Below are 20,170 nucleotides of genomic sequence, written 5' to 3'. Positions count from 1 at the left end.
GCAGGTTCCCTCTGCGTTTCTCAATCCATTCCGGCTGGTGCTATGAGGGCGTACACTCTCCACAAAGGGGGATTTCCATCAGCGTTTTAACTTTACTGGTTGAATAATTCATGGCCAGTAAATGATTTAATTTCGCATAGCACGCTTCGCTGGTCATATCCAAACCACCAATTACACCGGCGTGCAATAGCGCTGAGCCCGCAGCATATTTTCCGAGATCCACATGGTTTTCCAGGCACTGGGAAACCGCCACACAAATGATCTCCAGTTCCGCAGCCCTTTTCAGTTGGGCGGTAAATGCTGCATTGTCGGTCGGCGCGTTGCCGGTACCGTAGGTTTCAATCACTATGCCGCGCGGGCGGGATTCGATAATTTTACTGAGAAATAGCGAGGTGATTCCGGGGAATAATTTTACCAGTACAACATTGCCATCGGCGCGCTCGGGAATCTCGAACTGCGGGGTGTCGCCGTGCATTAATAAGGCGTTGGAGTCGATGTTGACCTGGATACCCACCTCGCCGAGGCTTGGATAGTTGGGGCTGGTAAAGGCATTCAGAGAGCCGGAGCTGACTTTTACGGCGCGGTTGCCGCGCAGCAGTTTGCCGTTAAAGTAGAGGCAGACCTCGCCAATGTTGTCGGAACCACTGAGCAGTAAGGCGGCAATCAGATTATTGTAGGCATCGCTACGCATTTCCCGCAGTGGGATTTGTGAGCCAGTGACTACTATCGGTTTGGCCAACCCCTGCAGGGCAAAAGACAGGGCGGAGGCCGTATAGGCCATGGTATCGGTGCCGTGCAGCACAACAAAGCCCGAGTAGTGGCTATAGTTGTCGCGTATCAGGGAAGCGATGCGGTACCAGTCCTGCGGTTGCATGTTGGCACTGTCGAGAAGTGGGTCGAGGGCCTGGAAGTCATAGCTCGGCAGCTGGCCAATCACATCTTGTAGGAGGCGCCCTAGTGCACCTTCGAGATCGGCATCCGGCACATAGCCGGATTCGCTGCGGCGCATTCCCAAGGTTCCGCCGGTATAAAGGATTAGGGTTTTTTTCATCACTCGACCGCTATCTGAGTTCGTTTTTCAGTGCGCCCATTTTTTGGAAAAGGCGCGGTGGATGCAATTTCGCAGGTTGTCGGTACCTGATGCTAGTAGATGCTTTTATAGCATCTACTGAGGATGGATCCTATTTCCAAGGGTGCTTTTTGGTGACAGAAGTTTCAGCTGCGCTTGTGTCGAGGGGTATGGCGGGGTTGCGCAATTTTATTGACTTTTTTACTTTCTGCTCGGTAAGGTTGTCGATCTTTTATAGTTTTTGTTTGCTTTTATTGCGCCTTCTTCTGGCGCGGCACCTTGAAAATTGGCGGTGCATTGCCGGGAGCCAGCGCGCGGAGGGAATTTGTGAGCGCAACAATTGATGAAGTTGCAGAGGCGGCGGACCAAACGGTTGCCGAAAAGTCGCAGCGCGCCGTGCGTATCGGCGTTTGCGGTTTGGGGACTGTGGGCAGCGGTACGATCAATGTCCTGGCGCGCAATGGGGAAGAGGTGGCTGCGCGCTGTGGTCGAGCGGTGGTGATAGAACAGGTTGGAGCCCGCCGTGACAATCCCGATTGCGATACCAGTGCATTGAGTGTGACCCGCGACATTTTTGAAGTCGCTAATAATCCCAATGTCGATATCTTGGTTGAGCTGATCGGCGGAACCACCGTGGCTCGCGAGCTGGTATTGGCGGCGATTGAAAATGGCAAACACGTGGTCACTGCCAACAAAGCGCTGATCGCCGAGCACGGCAATGAGCTGTTTGAGCAGGCAGCGAATAAGGGAGTGAGTATTGCCTATGAGGCCGCTGTCGCTGGAGGAATTCCTATCATCAAATCCCTGCGAGAGGGGTTGGTGGGCAACCGCATCGAGTGGCTCGCCGGTATTATCAACGGCACTGGCAACTATATCCTCACACAAATGCGAGAGAAGGGCCGGAGCTTTGATGACGCTCTGTCCCAGGCCCAGGCCCTGGGATATGCCGAGGCAGACCCCACTTTCGATGTAGAGGGGATCGATGCCGCCCATAAATTGGTCATTATGGCCTCGCTAGCGTTCACTATACCGCTCGCCTTTGACAAGGTGTATACCGAGGGTATCAGCCGGGTTTGCCCGGAGGATATTCGCTATGCAGATGAACTCGGTTACCGCATCAAGCACCTGGGCATCGCCCGCCGCACGGATCAGGGGGTGGAACTGCGTGTACACCCAACCCTGATTCCACAGCGCCGCTTAATTGCCAATGTGAATGGCGTAATGAATGCGGTATTGGTGAATGGCGATGCGGTGGGGCCGACGCTTTACTACGGTGCTGGTGCTGGTGCCGAGGCCACCGCTTCCGCAGTGATTGCCGATATTGTGGATGTGGCGCGCACCCTCAATGCCAAACCGGACCAGCGCGTGCCCGCCGCAGGCGTGGCGCTGGCGGAGCAGGGTGATACACAGGTTCTGCCTGAAGAAGACGTGGTCACCAGCTACTACCTGCGTATCTCTGCTCACGACAAGCCCGGTGTTATGTCCAGGGTGGCCACCATTTGCAGCGATCAGGGTATTAGTATTGAGGCCCTGATTCAGCACGAGCCGATGGAAGGTGAGGAGCTGGTGCCAGTAGTCATTCTTACCAGCCGTGCCAGGGAAGCATGCTTGCGCGAGGCGGTTGCCCAGATTGAAGCCCTGGATACTGTCGAGGGGAATGTGGTGCGAATCCGTGTGGAAAGCCTCGGCTGATCACTGCCGCTATTGCTGTATGGCGCTCTCACTTTGGGGCGCCAATATTCTTTAAGCCCCGCTAGATTCAAGAGCGAAATAATACCGTGAAATTTATCAGCACTCGCGGCCACGCGCCGTCACTCTCTTTTGCCGATACCGTACTCACCGGCCTCGCCAACGATGGCGGCCTCTATGTACCCGAATCACTACCGCAGTTTTCCCGCCGCGATATCGCCGCGATGGCGGGCATGGATTACGAACAACTAGCTTTCACGATTATCCAGCCTTTTGTAGGTGAGGACCTCAGTGAGCGTGAGCTGCGGGATATTATTGGGCGCTCCTATAACCGGAATCAGAGCCAATTTCGTCACAGAGCGGTGGCACCACTGGTGCAGACGGATACCAACGAGTGGATACTGGAGCTTTTTCATGGCCCAACCTTGGCTTTTAAGGACTTTGCCCTGCAGTTCCTCGGTCAGCTGTTCGATCATCTGCTAAAAAAGCGCGGGGAACGCGTAGTGGTGATGGGGGCTACTTCCGGGGATACCGGCTCAGCGGCGATTGAAGGCTGCCGCCACTGTGACAATATCGATATTTTTATCCTGCACCCCCACAACCGAGTCTCAGAGGTGCAGCGCCGGCAGATGACCACGGTGCTATCGGACAATGTGTTTAATATCGCTATGGATGGCAATTTCGATGATTGCCAGAATATGGTGAAGGCCAGTTTCGCCAACCAATCCTTCCTGCCCGATGGGCGCCGCCTGGTTGCGGTCAACTCCATCAACTGGGCGCGTATCATGGCGCAGATTGTCTACTACTTCTACGCCGCAGTGCGCTTGGGTGCGCCCGACAAAACGGTAAATTTCTCGGTACCTACCGGCAATTTTGGTGATATTTTTGCCGGCTACCTGGCGCGGCAAATGGGTCTGCCGATTGACCAGTTGGTGATCGCCACCAACGCCAACGATATTTTGCACCGCTGTATCAGCGCCAACGACCATAGGCCCCAACCGTTAGTTCACAGCCTTTCGCCGAGCATGGACATTATGGTGTCGAGTAATTTCGAGCGCCTGCTGTTCGATTTGTACGGGCGCGACGGTGCTGCAGTGGCGGAGTTACTGGCGGACCGGGGTGCGCCTATGCATCTGAGTGAGCGGGCCCTGGAGCGTGCGCAGGACGTGTTTTCCAGTTATCGGGTCGATGATGCGCGCACTGTGGAGGTGGTTCGCGAGCAGTTTGCGGCAACTGGCTATCTGCTCGACCCTCACACCGCCATCGGCGTCGAGGCCGCGCGACGAGTGCGCCGCTCCGCCGAGCAGCCCATGGTTTGCTTATCTACCGCGCACCCGGCAAAATTCCCCGACGCTGTGGCGCGAGCGCTGCCACAAACCAAAATTCCCCTGCCGGCCCATATGCAGAACCTCTGGGAGCGCGAAGAGCGGCTCAAGGTGCTGCCCAACGACCTGTCCCAGGTGCATGACTATATGGTGACCATGTTGTCCGGTGGCTGCTAGTCGCCGATGGGGCTTGGATCACCGGATAAAAAAAAGCTGAGAGAGCATGACTACAAGAATTCAGCGACGGCCAGTGGATTTTTCCACTGGCCGTTTTACTTCTGAAACCCCACAGATTTTGCAGAGAGTGTTACTCGGGCGTGGCATCGTCAGCGAGGAGGCCCTGGACCACAGCCTCGTCAAGTTGCAGAAACCCCAGCTTATGCGCGGTTTGGAAACGGCCGTGGCTCTGCTGGTGGAGGCCATCCGGGCGCAGCAGAAAATTTTGATTGTCGGCGACTTCGATGCCGACGGCGCCACCAGCAGCACCCTCGCCGTGCTGGCGCTGGGGGCCATGGGGGCGCCGGGAGTGGATTTCCTGGTGCCCAATCGCTTTGATTTTGGCTACGGCCTGACACCGGAAATTGTCGAGGTAGCCAAAGGCTGTGGCCCGGATGTGCTGATCACCGTGGATAACGGCATCAGCAGTATCGACGGGGTGGCCGCGGCCAAGGCGGCGGGTATGACCGTGGTAGTGACGGATCACCACCTACCGGGTAGTGAGCTGCCGGATGCCGATGCGATCGTCAATCCGAATCAGCCGAACTGCGATTTTCCCAGTAAGAATCTCGCCGGTGTCGGGGTGATCTTCTATCTGCTCAGCCGCTTGCGCAGCGCCTTGCTGGAGTGTGGCTGGTTTGAGCAAAGTGGGATATCCCCACCGAATATGGCCGAGTACCTCGATTTGGTCGCCCTCGGCACTGTGGCGGACCTGGTTCCCCTGGATCACAACAATCGTATTCTGGTGCATCAGGGGATCGCCCGCATTCGCTCCGGCCGCTGCCGCCCCGGCATCTCCGCGCTGCTTGAAGTGGCCGGGCGCGACCAGCGCCGACTGTCCACCACCGACATCGGCTTTATACTGGGACCGCGTATCAATGCGGCCGGGCGCCTGGACGATATTGGCACCGGTATTCGCTGCCTTCTGACACGTGACCCGGGCGAGGCTCGCGAACTGGCGGGGGAGCTGGATATGCTCAACCGGGATCGCAAGGCGATTGAGCAGGGCATGCAGCGGGAGGCACTGGCGGCGCTGGAAACCCTGAGTCTCGAAGGGGAGATTCCCTGGGGCCTGTGTCTCTACGATGCCAATTGGCACCAGGGCGTGGTGGGTATCTTGGCCAGCCGCATCAAGGAAAAATTCCACCGCCCGGTGATTGCTTTTGCCGAGGGAGATAACGGGCTGGTAAAGGGTTCCGCGCGTTCCATACCCGGCCTGCATATCCGCGACGCACTGAGCGATGTGGCCGCGGCCAATCCCGAATTGATCAGTAAGTATGGTGGTCACGCCATGGCGGCGGGCTTGAGCCTGCCCGCACAACACCTCGATGCCTTCCGCGCCGAGTTTGAGCGGGTAGTGCGCAGCCGTCTCGATGAAAACCAGCTGCAGGCGGTGATCGATTCCGATGGCGAGCTGGAGGTACAGGATTACACCCTGCACACCGCTACCCTGCTGCGCACCTGCGCCCCCTGGGGGCAGGCGTTTCCTGAGCCTATTTTCGACGGGGAGTTCCTGCTACTGCAGCAGCGCATTGTCGGCGAGCGCCATTTGAAAATGGTAGTGGCCCCACCACAGGCGCCCCAGCTGGCACTCGATGCCATCGCCTTTAATGTGGACACCGATCAGTGGCCGCAGGCCGCCGAGAAAGTGCGGCTGGCTTTTAAACTGGACGTGAATGAGTTTCGTGGGCGCGAGTCCCTGCAGTTAATGGTGAGCCTGTTGGAAGCCGTATAAGGACACCTTTGTTGGCCGCTGTGCAGCGCATGGAGCCTGTGTACACCGGTTTTTAAAAAGTGGTTGGAAGTTGAAGACGTGAAACGCAAACAAGTACAGGCGGAAACCCTACTGTTATTGGCGGCGCTGTTTTGGGGTGTCGCCTTCGTACCGCAAAAGATTGCCATGGCGGATATAGAGCCGCTGGCGTTCAATGCCTGGCGCTTTATTCTCGGTGGTCTGATTTTGGTGCCGATTGTTTACTGGCTCTCATCGCGGCGGGATGCTCAGCCCGTTGAGGTGGATGGCGGGCACGTCAATCACCGTTGGAAAGCCTGTTTGCCTGGCGGAGCCCTGCTCGGTTTTTGGTTGTTTCTCGGCGCGGCACTGCAGCAGGTGAGTCTGCTCTATACCACTGCCGGTCGCGCGGGATTTATTACCGGTTTTTACCTGTTATTGGTACCGGTCATCGGGTTGTCCCTCGGTCATAAAACCAACCGCTGGACATGGGCGGGTATTGGCTTGGCTTTATTTGGCCTCTATTCGCTCGCAGATTTTAGTGAGGAGTCACAGCTAATAGGCGATCTGATGGTGTTTGCCAGTGCCTTTGTGTTCGCCATTCAGGTGCTCTCCGCCGATCGCCTAGTCAAGCGTTACGATGCGCTGCGCCTCGCCTGTATACAGTTTCTGATGTGCGGCCTGCTATCGGCCCTCGCCTCACTCTTTACTGAGCAGGCCACAATTCAGTCGGCTGTAGATGCGGCTTGGCCCATTGCCTACATGATGATTTTTTCTACGGCGCTGGCGTTTACGTTCCAGTTACTGGCTCAGCGCTATGCGGCACCCTCCCATGCCACTGTAATTATGAGCCTGGAGGCGGTGTTTGCGCTGGCGGCGGGCTGGTTGTTTCTCAATGAAATATTGAATACCCGCGAGTTGGTCGGCTGTGGGCTGATGCTGGCTGGAATGCTGGTCAGCCACTTTGGAAATCACAGCGGTACACACCACTAGGAAAGCTTATGGATTTATCGGTACTCGCGCTTTTTGTCCCGGCCAGTTTCTTTGCCTCGGTCACGCCGGGGCTGTGCATGATGTTGGCACTTAGCTTGGGGATCACTGTGGGGGTGCGCCACACATTGTGGATGATGATCGGTGAGCTGGTTGGTGTTGCCCTGGTGGCACTGGCTTCAGTGCTTGGAGCCGCCGTACTGATGTCGCAGTACCCCTCGGTGTTTCAGGTGTTCAAATACTGCGGCGGGGCCTACCTTATCTGGATTGGCTTACAGATGTGGCGCGCGCAGGGTCAATTGGCAGTACTCGATGAGGCTAAAGGGCGTGGCCGGCCCTCGGCAAAGGCGCTTTTGGTGCAGGGATTTATTACCGCTGTGGCCAATCCCAAGGGGTGGGCGTTTTTCATTGCGCTATTACCGCCCTTTATTAACCAAGGCAAGCCACTGGCACCGCAACTTTCGGTGCTGATTGTCACCATACTGTTGCTGGAAACCCTGTGTTTGCTGATTTACGCTGGGGGTGGTCAGGCTCTCAGTCGCCTGTTGGAGCGCGCGGAGAATGTGCGTCTGATAAACCGTATTTCCGGTACATTGATGCTATTGGTGGGAGCCTGGTTGGCTTTGTCCTGAGCTGGGTGGCCATCGCTTTATGGAGGACGTTCGATGGTGAAAACGATGTTGTCCACTCTGCTTACGCTGACTCTGGCAGTGGCCATGGCGGCTTGTGGTGGAGCCAGGGAGGAAAAGGCAGTGGAAAATCAGGCCGAAAATACTCGGGGTGCCAGCCAGCCTGAAGTGGCATCGAGTCCTCCAGCACCCAGGCCGGGCGAGCTGGTTTGGGTTTACCGCAAGAGCGGCCGCAAGCAGTGCGAGGGTGGTGGTGTGACCCTGCAACAGAGCTTGGCTAAATTACGTGAGAACGGCGTAATGGTGCAGGAATCTCGCTGCGGGGTGCGCACAGACCGAATGTATCCAGCGGTATGCGGCGCTCCCACTGGAGATATACTGCTGCACCTGGTCAGCATGGATGCACTGGATGCGGCATTGGAACTGGGTTACGACCCTGCGGAGCAGATGCAGTATCAGTTTTCCGAGTGCCGGGACAATAGCGCCTAAAGAGAGGCCGCCGGGCACTAAAAGCAGTAAATGGGGTGAGTATTGGCAATGAACATTTCCCAGGCGGCGCAGCAGTCGGGCCTCAGTAGCAAAGCGCTGCGCCACTATGAATCGACTGGGCTTCTGGTTCCTGCGCGGCGGGCGAATGGTTATCGCGATTACAGCGAGGCGAACCTAGAGGCTCTGCGCTTTATCCAGCGCGCCCGTGCCAGTGGTTTCTCTGTCGATGAGGTGCGCAGCCTGTTAGAGCTGCGCGACAACCCCGGTCGGCGCAGTAGAGTAACCCAACAGCTGGTGCGTGAAAAACTCTCAAGGCTGGAAGCCCAGTTGCGCGATATGCTGGAAATGCGTGCTTCCCTGGCGTCCTTTGTAGACAGCTGTGCCGGTGATGATTCCCCGCGCTGCGCGATTTTAGAGCAGCTTTCCGGCCAGCCTTGCGAATAAGAATTTCGTCGGTTTCTGCTGACCGGCCGACTGGCAGTACCCCTGCGCGCTGCGGTAGAATACGCGCCGCTTTATTTTTGTCGGAAGACTGAGAATTCATGGAAATCAATCCCCTCCTCAATCAATTAAAAGACCTCGCAGAGCGCACCGACGTTCTTAGGGGGTATCTTTGACTATGCCAACAAGAAAGAACGCCTAACAGAGGTCGAACTGGAACTGGCTGAGCCGAGCGTTTGGGACGATCCCAATCGCGCGCAGGAATTAGGGCGCGAGCGCGCCTCCCTGGAAACTGTTGTCACCACCATCGAAAACCTCGACTCGGGTATTGCCGATTGCCGCGAGCTGCTGGAGATGGCGGTAGAGGAGAACGACGAGGACTCTGTGGAAGAGGTTTCCGCCGAGATCGAAAACCTGCAACAGCAGCTGGGCGTGCTGGAATTCCGTCGTATGTTCTCTGGTGAAAATGACGAGAATAACGCCTACCTGGATATCCAGGCGGGCTCTGGTGGCACCGAGGCTCAGGACTGGGCGGAAATGATATTGCGCATGTATCTGCGCTGGGGTGAGGCCCACGGTTTTAAGACAACCCTGGAAGAGGTTTCCGCCGGGGAAGTCGCGGGTATCAAGAGTGCCACCGTACATTTTGCTGGAGACCACGCTTTTGGCTGGTTGCGCACCGAGACCGGGGTACATCGCCTGGTGCGCAAATCGCCCTTTGATTCCGGCAACCGCCGTCATACCTCTTTCAGCTCGATATTTGTCTCGCCGGAAATCGATGACAATATTGAAATTGATATCGACAAATCCCAGGTGCGCGAAGATACCTACCGCGCTTCTGGCGCCGGTGGTCAGCACGTAAACAAAACCGACTCTGCGGTGCGCTTGACCCACTTGGAAACCAATATTGTGGTGCAGTGCCAGAGTGAGCGCTCCCAGCACCAAAACCGCGATAAAGCTTGGAAAATGCTGCGTGCAAAAATGTACGAGCAGGAAATGCTCAAGCGCAATGCAGAAAAGCAGGCCATGGAAGACAGCAAGGCCGACATCGGTTGGGGCAGCCAGATCCGCTCCTACGTGTTGGACGACCAGCGTATTAAGGACCTGCGCACCAATGTCCAGACCAGCAACTGCCAGGCAGTACTGGATGGAGACCTGGACCAGTTTATCGAAGCCAGCCTGAAAGCCGGTCTCTGATTCGGGGGCTCCACCCTCACCGCGTCCCTCGCCTCTCACCAACGGGAGGGGGGCAATATCACTCACAAAACTGATAGATCACCATGACTGATATCCAGCAAGACGAAAACAAACTGATCGCCGAGCGCCGCACCAAGCTTTCCGCTCTGCGCGAGAAGGGCAATGCTTTCCCCAACAGTTTTCGCCGCGAGAACCTCGCTGCCGACCTGCAAGCGGAGTTCGGCGATAAACAGAAAGAGGAGCTGGAAGAACTGGGTAAACGGGCGTGCGTAGCGGGACGTATCCTGGCGAAACGCGGCCCCTTCATGGTGATTCAGGATGTCTCGGATCGCATTCAGCTCTACGCCGACAAAGCTGCGCAAAAAGATATTAAAGAGCGCTTCGGCACCTGGGATATTGGCGATATCGTCGGCGTAAAAGGCACCCTGCACAAGTCTGGCAAGGGTGATCTCTACGTCAACTGTGAAGAGTACAGCCTGCTGACCAAGGCGCTGCGCCCGCTGCCAGAGAAATTCCATGGCATCGCCGACCAGGAACTGCGCTACCGCCAACGCTACGTAGATCTGATCGCAACGCCGGAAGCGCGTGAAGTGTTTCGCGTGCGCTCCAAAATTGTCGAGTACATCCGTCAGTTCCTGAATGGCCAGCAGTTTATGGAAGTGGAAACGCCTATGTTGCAGGTGATTCCCGGCGGCGCCAGCGCACGTCCCTTTGTGACACACCACAATGCGCTGGATATTGATATGTATCTGCGCATCGCCCCCGAGCTGTACCTGAAGCGCCTGGTGGTCGGCGGTTTTGAGCGGGTTTACGAGATCAACCGCAACTTCCGCAACGAAGGTTTGTCCACACGCCACAACCCCGAGTTCACCATGCTCGAGTTCTACCAGGCGTACGCGGACTACAACGACCTGATGGATCTCACCGAGAAGATGCTGCGCGGTATCTGTGAGGATGTACTGGGCTCCACCACTGTGGAATACCAGGACAGCAGTTACGACTTCTCCAAGCCGTTCGCGCGCCTATCCGTGTTCGACTCCATCCTGCACTATAACCCGGAATTGACTGCGGCCGATATTGACACGATCGAATCTGCTCGCGCCGTGGCAGAAAAACTGGATATCCCGCTGAAGGAAAGCTGGGGCCTGGGCAAGGTTCAGATCGAGATTTTCGAGAAGACCGTAGAGCACCGCCTCGACCAGCCGACCTTTATCACGGAATACCCCACCGAGGTGTCTCCGCTGGCGCGTCGCAACGATAACAATCCGTTTGTCACCGACCGCTTCGAGTTCTTCGTTGGTGGCCGCGAGATTGCCAATGGCTTCTCCGAGCTGAACGACGCCGAAGACCAGGCCGAGCGCTTCCAGGCTCAGGTAGCCGAGAAAGACGCGGGTGATGATGAAGCCATGCACTTTGATGCCGACTACATCCGTGCGCTGGAGTACGGCCTACCGCCCACCGCCGGTGAAGGTATCGGTATCGACCGTCTGGTAATGCTGTTTACCAACTCCCCATCGATTCGCGACGTGTTGCTGTTCCCGCATATGCGCCCGGAAGCAAATGACTAGGCGAACGATAAATAGGGCGGCAAAGTAAGCCCTGCGCACTGTCCCCAGTGCGCACTGCCACCGCGCCACATCCGGCGCGGCGGTTTCCCTTCGGTAAATTCCCTCAGGCGAGCGCTATCTATCCTTAATGGATGCTTATCGAGATTGAACCTCGGTAAAACCATTACATGGAGGTGGTCTTGGCGGCAAATAAAGCGGCAGTAATCTTTAATGGACTCGCAGCGCTACTAATTGGCTGCGTGGCCGAGGCTCAAACGACACCGGAACACAACTTCGCAAATACAGCGGTTGTTTCACAGCCAGATGGTTGGCGCTTTGTGGCCACCCCCTATATTTTCCTGCCCTTGCGTACCGAAGGGCAGGCCACAGTGGCGGATACCACTGTGGATGTGGATCTGAATTTAAAGAAAACCTTGGAGCTTCTTAATACGGCTTTTTCTGTTCGCCTGGAGGCCTGGAAAGGGCGTTTTGGCTTGGTTTCCGACCTCTACTATGTACACTTGAATTTAAATGAGGGGACGACTGTTGCCCCCCCCAGAAATCCCCAGTTGGATATAAATATTGATATCGATGTTAATGTGGATGTTCACCAGGGGTGGATTGCTGCCTTTGGTGTTTACCGAGTACTGCAAGGGCATTTTAATGAAAGCGACCGTCGCTATTTTTGGGATATAGGTGCGGGAGTACGCTGGAATCGCCTCAGGCAGGAAGTGAAAGCCCGCGTGGGTATTGATATTGGCAGAATGCCGGAAGTACAAAATCGCCTGGGCGGCCGCAAAAGCTGGTGGGAACCCACTATTGGCACCCGTGTGGGTTTTGCCTTGAATGACTGCCTGACACTGGGAGCGCGTACCGAAATCGGCGGTTTCGGAGCTGGTGGTGATGATTTGCAGTGGAATGTATTAGCAGGGTTAGACTGGCGCGCCTGGAAAACCACCTCACTGCGCTTGGGCTACCAGTATTACAGCATCGATTATTCCGGCCGTCTCTCTGATGGGCGCTTTGCTTATGATATTACTGAGCATGGGCCCTATCTAGCAGTGACTTGGCGCTGGTAAATAGAATAATTTTTTCTGATTAGTGGCTGATTTAGATCTCCCCTTTATAGATGCTTGTTAATTAGTGATTAATGTTTGGTGAAGATTTTTTTGCCGTGACCAATGTTTTAAGGAGGATGGTAAGCAGAGGGATAAAGACATCAAACAATAAATAGATAAATTCACGAGGTTTTGACAGTGTTAATAAATTCATCTATTTGGTTCTAACGTTCTATTTGTGTGATTGATTGACTTGCTTGGGAAGTTTTGGGTTGGTAGATAATTTACATTTTTAATGGTAATTACGATAATAGTGGCTGTGATGATCAATATATGAATATTAGTCTCAAGTTGAGTTGGACCAGAGAAGAATTAGTCATGAATAAAGAAGTAGATATATTTGCTCCAATAACCGACTTAGGTAAAGGAGATGCCTTGGAAGCTTGGCGGTGGCTAGTTGGGGGAAGGGCCAGTGTACGTTTGTTGACGGCTATGGGGGATCTTTTTTTCGTAAAAAAAGAAGGAATACTGAAGAAGGAGCGTGTTTATTTTCTTGATACCGGAACTGGTGAAGTTGAGATTGCTTCTAAATCTTGGAAATTGTTTCGAGAGCTGGTGAATTCAGGGGGAGATGTGCCGGGGCATTGGTTTAAGTATAGCTTGCTAAAAGAACTGTCAGGCCAACCACTGGATCAAGGTAATTGTTTTTCTCCAAAGATACTGCCAAGTCTTGGTGGTGAGTACGAAAAAGAAAATTACTGTGCGGTGTCTTGGGTTGTGCATGTAGATATATCTGGCCAAATACACGAACAAATCAGGGATTTTCCTCCAGGAACACCCATTAAGAGTATGAACTTAATTGTAGAAAGGTAATCTTAAGGCTAACAATGGCTAGTGGGCACCTGTGGAGCACTACTCAGCGTCAATGATCCTTATGAGAAAATTTGCAGAAAATTTTTCTAGGCCTTTTCTATATCATCTGAACCTGATGCTTTTGAGATGCGAGTTTTATATACCCAGATTGCCTATCAAAGTGATGAGCCCTGAATTCAACTCTGAAGCGCATCAGTAAAACACCTGAAAAAGAACGACCGAAGAAAATATCTGCCACTTCTGCTCAGTCAAGAGGTTAGGTGATTACGGAAGAAGGTTGCCGAGAGTCGACTGAAGAGCAGTGGTGCCAGAGGGCAATCGCTAAGAAGATTGAGGTTAGGCTGTTTATGATAAGTGGGGAGTTGGCTCGTAATCGAGCAGACAGATAAGATAAAGCACTACCCCCTCTAGAGTTTAGATTTGATAGATACGCCTACTGATATCTTGGTGAAATTTTTTGAAGAAATTTCCATAGAACCCAAAAGTGAAGGCTGTCGCACATTGTAATTTTTTACTTTGGCTATACAGCACAAGCTTTAAGAGAGAGGTTGCAGGTGTTTCGAGCAGAAAAAGGTTCCCGCCCGTCCTTGATGGATTACGATTAGCCTCCTTGTTCAACACACACCCCTCTTCTCATGCCCTCTGAGAGGCATATGATTATCTCTATATAATAGGCATGCGGATTGAGAGGTGCCGCGGTAGAGTTTATCGGCATGGTGGTTTATTGGCTTCCGCTTTGTGGCGAGTGAAGCGATAAGCTTTATTCACTGCTCAGTACAATATTAATGTTTGATTTGCTTTTCTGCTGTATCACACTGATAACCCCAGCTCCGCGCTCAAAAGCCCAGATTACGGCGATTGCAACGCAAATGGTTGCAATCGAGTAGCGTAGTTGAGCCTCCCAGTTTTTTTGCCAGTGCCTAGCCAAGTAAAAGAGAGGCCAGATTGCAAGAATAATAAATATTTGTCCGACTTCTACACCGAGATTAAAAGCCAGTAGGCTTTGCCAGAGATTGGGTGAATCTAACTTGAGTATTTCTTGCAAAACAAACGAAAACCCCAGTCCATGCAAAAGCCCCAATAGACAGGTGGTGAAAAATATTGTGTGTTCATTAGATGTTTTTCCGGTGGGTTTTACCCTCAGGGAAAGCCAGGCCATGTAGATAATGGAGAGGGCTATCCCGGTTTCAACCAGGGGGATAAACCAGACGGCGACAGGGATAAAGCCAAAAATTCCAGCAGAAAGGGTAATGCTGTGACCAATGGCAAATCCGGTGATACGCCATAAAAGTAAGGGTAGGGTCAAGGCGCCAAGACTTAGGCAGAGTACAAAAAGTACATGATCTAGTCCCCCAATGATATGCACTATACCTTTCCTGAGGAAGGTCTGTATGGTGTCAAGGTTGGTATAGCTGATCAGAGCTGTTTTTTGCACTAGGCCCTTTGAGTGAATAACTCTCATTTTCCCTGGTCTGTAGTTGAGGGTTAAATTTTTTGTCTTTTCCTGATTGTGGGGGGCAGAATATCGTGCGCTGGAGAGCCGATATTCTTCTAGCGAGGTGTTTGCTGCATAAGGCAGTCTCATCGAAAGGTTGATTCCGCTGGTCCTATGCTCAATATGCGGGGTTATTACGTTCGGGTTGAGTAGAAGGTGGGCCTCAGCGCTTTGGGGTTGTGCACTCATGCAAAGAACCAGGGTGAGTGAAAGAAACTGAAAGACATAAAATCGAAGATTTCTCATGGCACTTTCCTACTCTGTTTACTCTTAGCCTTATCGTATGGATAGCGGTGTAAATGCAGATATCTTCCAGTAATTATCCGACTGGGTAATTTCGATGCTTGCACGCGTCTCACGTGGTAGCTGTTCCATATGTCCCCAACTGTAGTCTTCAGTAATTGAACGCCATTTACCGATAATTCGGAAAGTTTTACTGCCATTTTCGAATGTTTGATCGGCGTATTCAACTTCCAGATCACCGATAGACTTCACCGAGCCCTGGTTGCCGGTGCTAGTTTGTGGTTGATAAACCTGTGACAGGTTGGAGAGAGTTTTATCAAAATTATCTCGGCTCACTAGGTTGGCTAGCTGTAACTTAAGCTCTTCATTTTCTGGCTCTTCATAGGCGGCGGAGAGCCTGATCAAAAGTGTTTCGGTAATTTCTTCGAGTGCCTTTGTATTGATGGTTCCCGGGAGGGGAATTCGCAGTTCCCCAGGTAGGGCATAGTAGATAGGTACGGCACAAATAATGACAACGCTGTAAAAGAGGATGGGATGTTTATTTTTGGTCTCCATTTTTTTACTGCGGAGAGTCAGAATAAAGAAAACTGCAAAACAGAACGAAAAGAGTACTGCCATCGGAATTACGGCGTTAGGGGTCTTAACGGGAACCGGATCGCTGTTGGGCGCGCGGTAGTCGTAGAGGTAATTGCGCCATTGGATATCGGGGAAATCAGGCACAACATGGGTGGGGAAGGGCCCGGCAGGATCCTGAATCAGGGTGGGTACGGAATTGATGGTTTCGGTAAATAGCTTCCAATCAACGGTAACACTCTGTGGTAATTCCTTGATAGAGAATTTTTCTCGGTAACCAATCAACAGTGAGCCAATTTCGATCTGCTCGTCATGCTTTACAGTGGTGAATCCGATATTGTTGGCTTTGAGGAATAATATTTCAGTGCTGATCGGAATAGATAACTCCTGGTCTATGGTAGTGGGGTTTTTATTCTGTAAGAATTCCTCAGTTGTACGCTGTAAAAAGGCTCTTTTTTCTCGGGTGAGGGTCTGCCATGCGTCAAAGGGCTGTGCGGTCCATTGCAGTAAGTCCCTGGGGCGCAAAAGGATTTCATGGCGTACTTGACGAGGCTCCACATAGAGGAAAGATCTGAGGGGGTAGCGGTTGTGAGGGTTAATATCTTGGTTTTCGAATCGGGTGTTCCAAGGATCTTCCCTATCGATTTTGAGTGATTCGATTCGTGATAAATAGTGGAATCCACTGACAGGCGTGCGCCCATGCTGGCTGGTGAATCCGATAGTGGCAGAGGCTATGCCGTCGTTATCTAGAGGTGGGTGTAATTTCAGGTTTTTGAGCTCTTGAATAGGGAATTCGAGAGTGGCCAGTAGGATAGTTTTATCAGAAGGTAACTCCGGCAGATGCAGTCCGGTCCTGGGATCTACCTTTCCGGCGAAGGGGGAGTATCTCGGTTTTCTCTGTGCAATTCTTACTGAAGTATTACTGGGTATTATTCTCCCCTTTGGTGAGTGCACTTCAAAGGCGATTTCTTTATGGGTTTGTGCGAATCTGGCTATTTCATAGATGCTTTCTGATGGAGTGATTCCTGGCCAGAATGCATCGGCATCGGCAGCGGAAATTTCAAGGGTAACTCGCAAGCTGTGACTTAGTATTTCTACTTCAGCGATATTGGGGGCTGTTTCCGCTCCGCTCAGGCTGATAAAATCAGCACGGATATATGAGGATGCCAGGAGAGTGATCAATAGCCATAATAAAGTTAAGCGCTTTCCCATTAGCTATATCTTTTCTTACTTATAAAAAATTACTGGTCATCGGGTATTCCCACTGCTTCTCCTAAGGTCTGTACTCAAAATAAGATATGTTGAAAGTAGCAATATTCATTGATTTTTAATGAATGCTGTGAATGTCATCCGGAAAAATGAAAAGGAAGTAGTATGGAAATTACTGAAGCTTAGTCGAAAGTCCTATTCTTGCGACGATATACGCGAATTGTGACGTTAAAATCCTACTTGTCGGTAAGGTGATTATCCGGTGCTTTAGTCGATCAGAATCAGGTGGTTGGGTAGTTCATCTTTCACTGAGCTGCTGGGGGCGGCCTCTTTTAATAAATCTCCGCATTGCGCAATACACTGGAGTAGGGCCTCTCCCGCTTTGCCACGTTTAATTTCGTGGATAAATGCCTCAATGATTACCTGCCAATGATCATTGGTAACCTGCTGGGCAAGGCCGCGGTCCGCAAGAATTTCTACATAGTGCTCGGCTTCACAGACAAAAATTAGTAAGCCTAGGCGATCTTGGGTGCTGTGTAACTCCTGTTCTAGAAATTGCCGGCGGGCGAGATTTGCGGCACGCCAATATTTGATTTTTTTGGGCACCAGCCGCATGGTAATCGGGCGCCAGCGGAAAAGTAGCGCCAAGGCGATAAAGAGTATCCATTGCAGAAGGAAGGCCTGCTGAAAGTTGATCCACCAGGGGAGAAATTCAATGAGTGGTGAGAGCAGTAGGGTGAAAAAGGCGGCCCAAAGAGTGGAGATGTACAGGTAGTTGTCGGCTTCCCGTGCGACAATCGCCACAAGCTCCGCATCGGTATGGGATTCCACTTCCTTGATGGCTTCGGCCACCTGGCGTTGATAACTATTGTTGAGCATTACCATCCTCCCGATGCGCCCCCTCCGCCAAACCCTCCACCCCCACCGCTAAATCCGCCCCCTCCGGAAGAACTTCCACCCGGCAGTCCACCACCGAAGCCGCCGCTACCATAGTAGCCGCCAAAGCGGCCACGTTTGTAGCTGCGTCCGTGTACTGGGGAGCTGAGAACGGAAGTCCCGAATAAGTGCAGCATAATCAGAGCCAGGAATAGACCAATCAGAAAGACTAGGCGCCGACCTTCTTTGGTTTCCACTGGCTCGGCTACATACTCATTCTTAGTGGCGGCAATAATGGAGCCTACTCCAGCGTTAATACCACCGGCAAAGTTGCCGCTTTGAAATTCTGGCAGTACCTTGGTTTGGATAATATTGGCAGATAGGGCATCAGTAAGGACACCTTCTAGGCCGTAGCCCACCTCAATGCGAACTTTGCGTTCCCCGGGAGCAATTAAGAACAGTACGCCATTATTTTTTTTCTTGCGCCCCAGCTTCCACTCGCGTGCCAGCTGATTAGCATATTCCTCAATCGTGATACCTTGAAGATCGGGCAGGATGGCGACGACCAGCTGATTACTGCTCTCGGACTCGTATTGCTGGATTCGTTCGGTGAGCTTATACCGTTCTTCGGCGGTCAGAAGCTCGGCCCTGTCCACGACTCGTCCGGAGAGGGGGGGGAGCTGGACCTCGGCCCACAACACCACGGCCAGCAGCGGGGTCATTAGGGCAAATATAGTCTTGGCGAGGCGTATCATAGGGTTTTCAGCACCTGCCTATTGAAAGTCTACTTCTGGAGCCTGTTCTGCTCCCTCGCTGGTGGCCTGAAAAGTTTCCCGCAGCGGCATACCCCTATAGAGGAGTGCATGCCAGATGCGTCCGGGAAAAGTACGAATCTCCCGGTTGTAGCGCTGCACTGCCTGGATATAATCCCGGCGCGCGACACTGATCCGGTTTTCGGTGCCCTCCAGTTGCGACTGCAGGCTGAGGAAGTTCTGGCTGGCTTTGAGGTCGGGGTATCGCTCTACTACCACCATCAGGCGTGATAGGGCGCTGGAGAGCTGGGCCTGGGCGGCTTCGAACTGCTGGAGCTTGGCCGGGTCATTGAGGAGGTTGCCGTCTAGCTGCAGGGAGCTCGCTTTGGCCCGAGCCTCGGTAACCGCTTGTAGAGTCTCGCGCTCATGCCCAGCATAGGCTTGAACGGTCTTTACCAGGTTTGGTACCAGATCTGTGCGACGCTGATACTGGTTTTCTACTTGGGCCCAGGTCGCTTTCACCTGTTCGTCATAGGTGGGAATATTATTGATGCCGCAGCCACTCAGGAAACCCGTCAGCAGGCAGAGTAGAGTGCAGCGCCAGATGAACGGGCTGCTGCCAGTAGCTGAGGTCATGCGGAATATCCTTATTCTCCCGTGAACCAACCAAGAATAGTCCGCCTTAGTTACAGTGCTGAAGGTGGTGTAGAGATGGAGCCGAAATGGCATTAAAAGCAACAATTTTCAAAGCCAAAATACAAATAGCCGATATGGATCGCGACTATTATGCCGAGCACCAGCTCACTTTGGCGCGCCACCCGTCGGAAACGGACGAGCGTATGATGGTGCGTTTACTGGCCTTTGCGCACAATGCCGCAGACTCCCTGGAGTTTACCCGCGGACTCTCCTCTGACGAGGAGGCCGATCTGTGGCAGAAGAGCCTCACTGGTGAAATCGACCTCTGGATTGAGGTGGGGTTGCCCACCGAGGAGCGATTGCGCAAGGCCTGCGGTCGCGCTGGACAGGTTTTGGTATACAGTTACGGGCGGCGAGCTGCGCCAGTTTGGTGGCAAAAGCTCGACAGTCAGCTTGTACGATTTGAAAACCTTAAGGTTTATCATCTCGACGCCGATACCACAGAGCCGTTAGCGCTGATGGCCGAGCGCAATATGGATTTCAGTATCACCATTCAAGATGGCCATATCTGGCTAGCCGATAGCCATCACAATACGGAGATAACTCCGCAAATCTGGAAATAGGAGCAGAGAAATTAATGCCTTCATTTGACATTGTATCCGAAGTAGACAAACACCAACTGACCAATGCTGTAGATCAAGTAAACCGCACTGTTACCAACCGTTTCGACTTTAAGGGCGTGGATGCGGAAGTGGAGATGAGCGACTTTTCCCTGGTGGTGCGCGCAGAGGTGGATATGCAGGTAGACCAAATAGTGGATATGCTGCGCGGCGCGCTGATCAAATGTGATATCGACCCACTGGCGATGGAGGTGGGCGAAAAAGAGCAATCCGGCAAACAGGTGAAAGTGGGTGTGACCCTGAAAAATGGCCTGGACAAAGAATTGTCAAAAAAAATCGTTAAGCTGATTAAAGATGAAAAGCTCAAGGTACAAGCCGCTGTTCAGGGCGAGCAGGTGCGGGTTACTGGTAAGAAGCGCGATGATCTGCAACAGGTCATCGCGCTGCTCCGAAGTAAGGAGCTAGAGCAGCCCCTGCAATTTAACAACTTCCGTGATTAACTGGCGGCACA

19 protein-coding genes are annotated in these 20,170 nt (G+C 52.9%); 13 read left to right on the top strand and 6 right to left on the bottom strand.

The window, feature by feature from the left end; all coding sequences use genetic code 11:
• Positions 1-40: 40 nt before the first annotated feature.
• Positions 41-1,051, bottom strand: coding sequence for an asparaginase (locus ACCI51_RS11460; RefSeq protein WP_371843657.1), 1,011 nt, complete (start codon positions 1,049-1,051; stop codon positions 41-43).
• A 357-nt stretch (positions 1,052-1,408) separates the two neighbouring features.
• Here ACCI51_RS11460 and ACCI51_RS11455 point away from each other — a divergent pair, with 357 nt between their 5' ends.
• From ACCI51_RS11455 to ACCI51_RS11405, 11 genes are all read left to right on the top strand, one after another.
• Positions 1,409-2,761: a homoserine dehydrogenase gene (locus ACCI51_RS11455; protein ID WP_371843724.1), complete on the top strand. Its 1,353-nt coding sequence runs from the start codon at positions 1,409-1,411 to the stop codon at positions 2,759-2,761.
• Positions 2,762-2,847: 86 nt separating this feature from the next.
• Entirely contained in the window at positions 2,848-4,260 is a 1,413-nt protein-coding gene (gene thrC, locus ACCI51_RS11450; RefSeq protein WP_371843656.1) for a threonine synthase, read from the top strand.
• 46 nt (positions 4,261-4,306) lie between these two features.
• Positions 4,307-6,034 carry a single-stranded-DNA-specific exonuclease RecJ gene (gene recJ / locus ACCI51_RS11445; RefSeq protein WP_371843654.1) on the top strand — a complete coding sequence of 576 codons (1,728 nt, stop codon included), beginning with the start codon at positions 4,307-4,309 and terminating at the stop codon, positions 6,032-6,034.
• 78 nt (positions 6,035-6,112) lie between these two features.
• The gene (locus ACCI51_RS11440) at positions 6,113-7,024 is read left to right on the top strand and encodes a DMT family transporter (protein WP_299584331.1); all 912 of its coding nucleotides are present in this window, start codon (positions 6,113-6,115) and stop codon (positions 7,022-7,024) included.
• Positions 7,025-7,032: 8 nt separating this feature from the next.
• A complete protein-coding gene (locus tag ACCI51_RS11435; protein WP_371843653.1) occupies positions 7,033-7,653 on the top strand; it encodes a LysE family translocator in 621 nt (206 codons plus the stop codon).
• Between the two features lie 33 nt (positions 7,654-7,686).
• Positions 7,687-8,139: a hypothetical protein gene (locus ACCI51_RS11430; RefSeq protein WP_371843652.1), complete on the top strand. Its 453-nt coding sequence runs from the start codon at positions 7,687-7,689 to the stop codon at positions 8,137-8,139.
• 48 nt (positions 8,140-8,187) lie between these two features.
• Positions 8,188-8,583, top strand: coding sequence for a MerR family transcriptional regulator (locus ACCI51_RS11425; RefSeq protein WP_299584322.1), 396 nt, complete (start codon positions 8,188-8,190; stop codon positions 8,581-8,583).
• Between the two features lie 98 nt (positions 8,584-8,681).
• Positions 8,682-9,777 (top strand): peptide chain release factor 2 gene (prfB, locus tag ACCI51_RS11420; protein ID WP_299584319.1). Its coding sequence is split into 2 segments (ribosomal slippage): positions 8,682-8,753 and positions 8,755-9,777, totalling 1,095 coding nucleotides; the frame shifts between segments, so codons are not numbered across the junction.
• A gap of 83 nt (positions 9,778-9,860) precedes the next feature.
• Entirely contained in the window at positions 9,861-11,345 is a 1,485-nt protein-coding gene (gene lysS / locus ACCI51_RS11415; protein WP_299584316.1) for a lysine--tRNA ligase, read from the top strand.
• A gap of 179 nt (positions 11,346-11,524) precedes the next feature.
• A complete protein-coding gene (locus ACCI51_RS11410) occupies positions 11,525-12,403 on the top strand; it encodes a hypothetical protein (protein ID WP_371843650.1) in 879 nt (292 codons plus the stop codon).
• A gap of 357 nt (positions 12,404-12,760) precedes the next feature.
• Positions 12,761-13,255, top strand: coding sequence for a T6SS immunity protein Tdi1 domain-containing protein (locus tag ACCI51_RS11405; protein WP_371843649.1), 495 nt, complete (start codon positions 12,761-12,763; stop codon positions 13,253-13,255).
• 760 nt (positions 13,256-14,015) lie between these two features.
• On the opposite strand, the gene ACCI51_RS11400 is transcribed toward ACCI51_RS11405, so the two are convergent.
• From ACCI51_RS11400 to ACCI51_RS11380, 5 genes are all read right to left on the bottom strand, one after another.
• Entirely contained in the window at positions 14,016-14,996 is a 981-nt protein-coding gene (locus tag ACCI51_RS11400) for a HupE/UreJ family protein (protein ID WP_371843648.1), read from the bottom strand.
• Positions 14,997-15,026: 30 nt separating this feature from the next.
• Positions 15,027-16,778 (bottom strand): hypothetical protein, encoded by a 1,752-nt coding sequence (locus tag ACCI51_RS11395; RefSeq protein WP_371843646.1) that lies wholly within the window; start codon positions 16,776-16,778, stop codon positions 15,027-15,029.
• Between the two features lie 264 nt (positions 16,779-17,042).
• Entirely contained in the window at positions 17,043-17,654 is a 612-nt protein-coding gene (locus ACCI51_RS11390) for a TPM domain-containing protein (RefSeq protein ID WP_299586471.1), read from the bottom strand.
• Complete coding sequence (locus ACCI51_RS11385; protein WP_371843645.1) at positions 17,654-18,406, bottom strand: TPM domain-containing protein; 753 nt, start codon at positions 18,404-18,406, stop codon at positions 17,654-17,656. Before ACCI51_RS11385 ends, ACCI51_RS11390 begins: the two co-directional genes overlap by 1 nt.
• 18 nt (positions 18,407-18,424) lie before the next feature.
• Positions 18,425-19,039: a LemA family protein gene (locus ACCI51_RS11380; protein ID WP_299586477.1), complete on the bottom strand. Its 615-nt coding sequence runs from the start codon at positions 19,037-19,039 to the stop codon at positions 18,425-18,427.
• A gap of 86 nt (positions 19,040-19,125) precedes the next feature.
• On the opposite strand from ACCI51_RS11380, the gene ACCI51_RS11375 reads away from it, so the two are divergent.
• Positions 19,126-19,662 carry a YaeQ family protein gene (locus ACCI51_RS11375; protein WP_371843643.1) on the top strand — a complete coding sequence of 179 codons (537 nt, stop codon included), beginning with the start codon at positions 19,126-19,128 and terminating at the stop codon, positions 19,660-19,662.
• 14 nt (positions 19,663-19,676) lie between these two features.
• Entirely contained in the window at positions 19,677-20,159 is a 483-nt protein-coding gene (locus tag ACCI51_RS11370) for a YajQ family cyclic di-GMP-binding protein (RefSeq protein ID WP_299586482.1), read from the top strand.
• Positions 20,160-20,170 lie beyond the last annotated feature (11 nt).

The organism is Microbulbifer echini, assembly GCF_041447225.1.
Taxonomy (GTDB): domain Bacteria; phylum Pseudomonadota; class Gammaproteobacteria; order Pseudomonadales; family Cellvibrionaceae; genus Microbulbifer; species Microbulbifer echini.
The sequence above is the reverse complement of the archived record's forward strand: the minus strand, read 5'-3'. Positions and strand labels throughout refer to the sequence as shown.

Bases quoted from the DNA above. Each gene is read 5' to 3' on its own strand.
- recJ (WP_371843654.1), top strand. From the start codon at position 4,307: ATGACTACAAGAATTCAGCGACGGCCAGTGGATTTTTCCACTGGCCGT.
- ACCI51_RS11370 (WP_299586482.1), top strand. From the start codon at position 19,677: ATGCCTTCATTTGACATTGTATCCGAAGTAGACAAACACCAACTGACC.
- ACCI51_RS11425 (WP_299584322.1), top strand. From the start codon at position 8,188: ATGAACATTTCCCAGGCGGCGCAGCAGTCGGGCCTCAGTAGCAAAGCG.
- ACCI51_RS11400 (WP_371843648.1), bottom strand. From the start codon at position 14,996: ATGAGAAATCTTCGATTTTATGTCTTTCAGTTTCTTTCACTCACCCTG.
- ACCI51_RS11405 (WP_371843649.1), top strand. From the start codon at position 12,761: ATGAATAAAGAAGTAGATATATTTGCTCCAATAACCGACTTAGGTAAA.
- ACCI51_RS11385 (WP_371843645.1), bottom strand. From the start codon at position 18,406: ATGATACGCCTCGCCAAGACTATATTTGCCCTAATGACCCCGCTGCTG.
- ACCI51_RS11395 (WP_371843646.1), bottom strand. From the start codon at position 16,778: ATGGGAAAGCGCTTAACTTTATTATGGCTATTGATCACTCTCCTGGCA.
- ACCI51_RS11390 (WP_299586471.1), bottom strand. From the start codon at position 17,654: ATGCTCAACAATAGTTATCAACGCCAGGTGGCCGAAGCCATCAAGGAA.
- ACCI51_RS11375 (WP_371843643.1), top strand. From the start codon at position 19,126: ATGGCATTAAAAGCAACAATTTTCAAAGCCAAAATACAAATAGCCGAT.
- ACCI51_RS11430 (WP_371843652.1), top strand. From the start codon at position 7,687: ATGGTGAAAACGATGTTGTCCACTCTGCTTACGCTGACTCTGGCAGTG.
- ACCI51_RS11380 (WP_299586477.1), bottom strand. From the start codon at position 19,039: ATGACCTCAGCTACTGGCAGCAGCCCGTTCATCTGGCGCTGCACTCTA.
- ACCI51_RS11460 (WP_371843657.1), bottom strand. From the start codon at position 1,051: ATGAAAAAAACCCTAATCCTTTATACCGGCGGAACCTTGGGAATGCGC.
- ACCI51_RS11435 (WP_371843653.1), top strand. From the start codon at position 7,033: ATGGATTTATCGGTACTCGCGCTTTTTGTCCCGGCCAGTTTCTTTGCC.
- lysS (WP_299584316.1), top strand. From the start codon at position 9,861: ATGACTGATATCCAGCAAGACGAAAACAAACTGATCGCCGAGCGCCGC.